Below are 3616 nucleotides of genomic sequence, written 5' to 3' on the forward strand. Positions count from 1 at the left end.
ATCGAGGAAACGACCATGAAAGATTCTGCCATTGCTGCCGGCGTCATTCTGTCCACGCTCGGCGTTACGGGGACGGCTCACGCCGAAGACGATGCTTTTATGACTGCGTTGAAGGGCGGCACACCGCTGCTGAACATGCGCTTGCGCCATGAGGAAGTGGATAGCGACGGTGCTGCGGAAGATGCCCAGGCGCTGACCCTGCGCACCCGGCTGGGTTACCAGACCGGCAAGTTGTACGGCTTTGATGCGATGGGGGAGTTTGAAGACACCCGCATTGTCGGGAAAGTCGATAACTTTGCGCCCCACATGAGTGGTTACCCGGTGATCGCCGATCCGGAAGTGACCGAGCTTAACCGTGCCACAGTCCGTTATACCGGTAGCGATGCCCTCGATGGCCTGGTGGCTACCTATGGCCGTCAGCGCATCATTTACGACAATGCCCGCTTCGTCGGCAACGTGGGTTGGCGCCAGGACGAGCAGACCTTTGATGGCGCCAAGCTGGATTACGGGACGGGCGACTTCTCATTCTCAACGGCCTACCTGACTCAGGTAAACGGCATTACGCCAAAGTTTGATGCCAATGTGTCCAATACCCTGCTCAACGCCAGCTGGGCCGGTGCGCCGGGGGGGGCGCTGACCGCCTACGGTTACCTGCTGGAAACGGATAACGTGCCCGATTCCGATAACGACACCTACGGTTTGCGGTATGCCGGTGCGTTTGATCTGGATGCCGTAAAGCTGCTTCTCACCCTGGAAGGCGCCCAGCAAGAGGTGGAAGCCGGCGATACCGACTACGTCTTCGCCGAAGTGGGCGCAGAAATGGCCGGGGTCACCGTGAAAGTGGCACAGGAAGTGCTGGGCTCTGATGGCGGCCAGGTTGCTTTCCAGACCCCGCTGGCCACCAAGCATGCCTTCAATGGCTGGGCGGACCAGTTCCTGGTGACCCCGGCGGACGGCCTGAAAGACAGCTTTGTCAGCGTGGGAACCAAACTGGCCGGCTTCAAGCTGGCGGCGGTGTATCACGACTTCCAGGCCGATGAGGGCAGCAGTGACTACGGCACGGAAACCGACTTGCTAGTGGCCCGGCCCATCGGCAAGCACTACGTGGTGGGCCTGAAATACGCCGACTACAGTGCCGATGATTTCGGTACCGATACCCAAAAACTGTGGGCCTGGGCCGAAGTGAAGCTCTGACCAGGACAGCGCCGTTTTAGCGCCGCAGAGTGCACTGTCATGGTGCGCTTTGCGGGTGCTGTTGTGGTGAATAAGGAATAGCAAACAAAAACAGCGAGTTAAACCACCCATGACTGGCACAACCGTTGCAAACCAATCCAGTAACACTCAATCCCTGGATGCTTCCGACACTATGGCCCTGAAAATTATGCTGGTGGATGACCAGCCACCGCGCGCTGCGATTCTGGAGCGTGCCCTGATCGATGAAGGGCACGAGATCCTCTGTCGTCTGACCAGTGCTGCCGGGCTGGCGGAGAAGGTGCATTCCAGTAACCCGGATGTGGTGATCGTGGACATGGACGCGCCGGACCGGGACACCCTGGAAAGCATGGCCCTGGTACAGCGGGATATGCCGCGCCCCATGGTCATGTTCTGCAACCAGGACGACGAGGATCTGATCGTGGCGGCCCTGCGTGCCGGCGTTAGTGCCTATGTGGCCGGGGAAACCGATCTGGCCCGGGTACGTGGCGTGATGCGCGTGGCCACCGCCCGTTTCCGGGAATACCAGGCGTTGCGCGAAGAGCTGGAACAGACCCGCGAAGCGCTGGCAGAACGCAAGATCATCGAGCGGGCCAAGGGCCTGCTGATGCAACGCCGCCGCCTCAATGAGCAGGATGCCTACAGTACCCTGCGGCGCCAGGCCATGAATACCGGCCAGCCATTAATACAGGTGGCCAGGTCAGTGCTGGATTATGCCGAGATGCTGAAGGCGCAGGGGTAATGGATTTGGCCAGCTTTCCCTGTGGGAGCGATGGTTCCATCGCGAATGCTTTTGCCCTTGAGCTGGGTGAGAGTTGTGGTCGCATCAGCGCTCCCACAAAACAGGAGCAAGCATGAGAAGAGTCTGTCCACTGAAGAAGGCAAGAAGCCTGGTTTCCGAACCGGCAAAAACATTCCGCCGGGCGCAGCCTGCGATGAATGAGAAGGTTTTCAAACGTCAGGCGTCAGAGCTCAGACGCCAGGCCCTTGCGGAGCAAACCCCATGAAAATCCGTATCGGCTATATGCCGTTGACCGACAGCTTGCCGTTGGTGGTGGCCCAGGAAGCGGGCTACTTCGCCGCCGAAGGGTTGGATGTGGAGCTGCAACCGGAATGGAGCTGGGCCAGCCTGCGTGATCGTTTGCTGGTGGGCCAGCTGGATGCGGCCCCCATGCTGGCGCCCATGATGATGGCCACGTCGCTGGGGCTGGGGTGTATCAAGAAACCCCTGGCCACGGCGTTCTCCATGGGGCTGAACGGCAACGGTATTACCGTGTCGCCCATGTTGTTCCAGGGGCTGTGCGCCTTGTCTGAAGGACCCACGCCCAACGACATGGCCAGTGCCATGAACAAGCTGGTGGCGGCTCGTGCCAGTAGTGGCGAGGCGCCCCTGGTATTGGCGGTGGTATTTCCGTTTTCCTGCCATGCCTATCAATTACGCCACTGGCTGAGCGTCGCTGGGCTGGACCCGGATCACGACGTGAAGCTGGTGGTGCTGCCGCCGTCGCAGATGGTGGATCACCTGCGCATGGGGCATATCGATGGGTTCTGTGTGGGCGAACCCTGGAACAGTCTGGCGGCGTTAACCGGCGCCGGGCACTGCATTCTTTCCGGTTACCAGATCTGGGAAAACGCCCCGGAAAAAGTGCTGGCGGTGTCCCGTGATTGGGTGGCCCGTAATCCCGGGCCTCATCGCGCCATGTTGCGGGCGCTCTATAAGGCCGCGCGCCACGCGGACGAGCATCTGCTGGAGAGCCTGTCGCTACTGGCGCATCCTGCCTGGCTGGATGTACCGGCGGAAATCATTCGCGCACCGTTCAGCCAGCGCCTGCCCGGCGGCTTGACCGGGCAACCGTTTCCGGCTCATCACTTTCATGTGTTCGCTGGTTTCCACGCCAACTTCCCCTGGCGTTCCGATGCCCGTTTCCTGTTGGAGGAAATGCAGCGCTGGCGTCAGTGCAGCCTGGAAGAAACCCAGACCTTTGCTGCGCAATGCTACCGAACAGACCTGTTCCGCGACGCGCTGGCCGATCTCACCAGCCTGCCGCTGATGGACAGCAAACCGGATGAGCGACACGCAGGCCACTGGCAATTACCCGGCGAGCCCAAGCCAGTGGAGCTGGGACCGGATCGGTTGTTGAAGGTAATCGAAGCGGAAGAGGAGGGGCGGAGATGATCATGCCCTGCCTTTCCGTAGGAGCGTCGCTCGCGGCGCGATAACCCAAACCAGGGTCAAAAGCCTTTTCACCACAGAGGGCACAGAGTACACAGAGAAAAATATCTTTCCTCAGTGATCTCTGTGTCCTCTGTGGTAAATCCGTCTTTTAAGATTTTGGGTTATCGCGCCGCGGGCGACGCTCCTGCGGGGCGTTTAAACCGCTTCGCGCAACTGCTTGGCCGCATC

At 60.2% G+C, this 3616-nt stretch carries 3 protein-coding genes; all 3 read left to right on the top strand.

Annotated features, from left to right (window positions below):
• Window positions 1-15: 15 nt before the first annotated feature.
• Window positions 16-1194, top strand: coding sequence for an alginate export family protein (locus ACFE0K_RS16210; protein ID WP_434537054.1), 1179 nt, complete (start codon window positions 16-18; stop codon window positions 1192-1194).
• 172 nt (window positions 1195-1366) lie between these two features.
• The gene (locus ACFE0K_RS16215; RefSeq protein ID WP_035246751.1) at window positions 1367-1954 is read left to right on the top strand and encodes an ANTAR domain-containing response regulator; all 588 of its coding nucleotides are present in this window, start codon (window positions 1367-1369) and stop codon (window positions 1952-1954) included.
• Between the two features lie 261 nt (window positions 1955-2215).
• Window positions 2216-3388 carry a CmpA/NrtA family ABC transporter substrate-binding protein gene (locus tag ACFE0K_RS16220; RefSeq protein ID WP_434537053.1) on the top strand — a complete coding sequence of 391 codons (1173 nt, stop codon included), beginning with the start codon at window positions 2216-2218 and terminating at the stop codon, window positions 3386-3388.
• The last annotated feature ends 228 nt before the right edge of the window (window positions 3389-3616 follow it).

The organism is Alcanivorax sp. (genome assembly GCF_051117345.1).
GTDB lineage: Bacteria > Pseudomonadota > Gammaproteobacteria > Pseudomonadales > Alcanivoracaceae > Alcanivorax.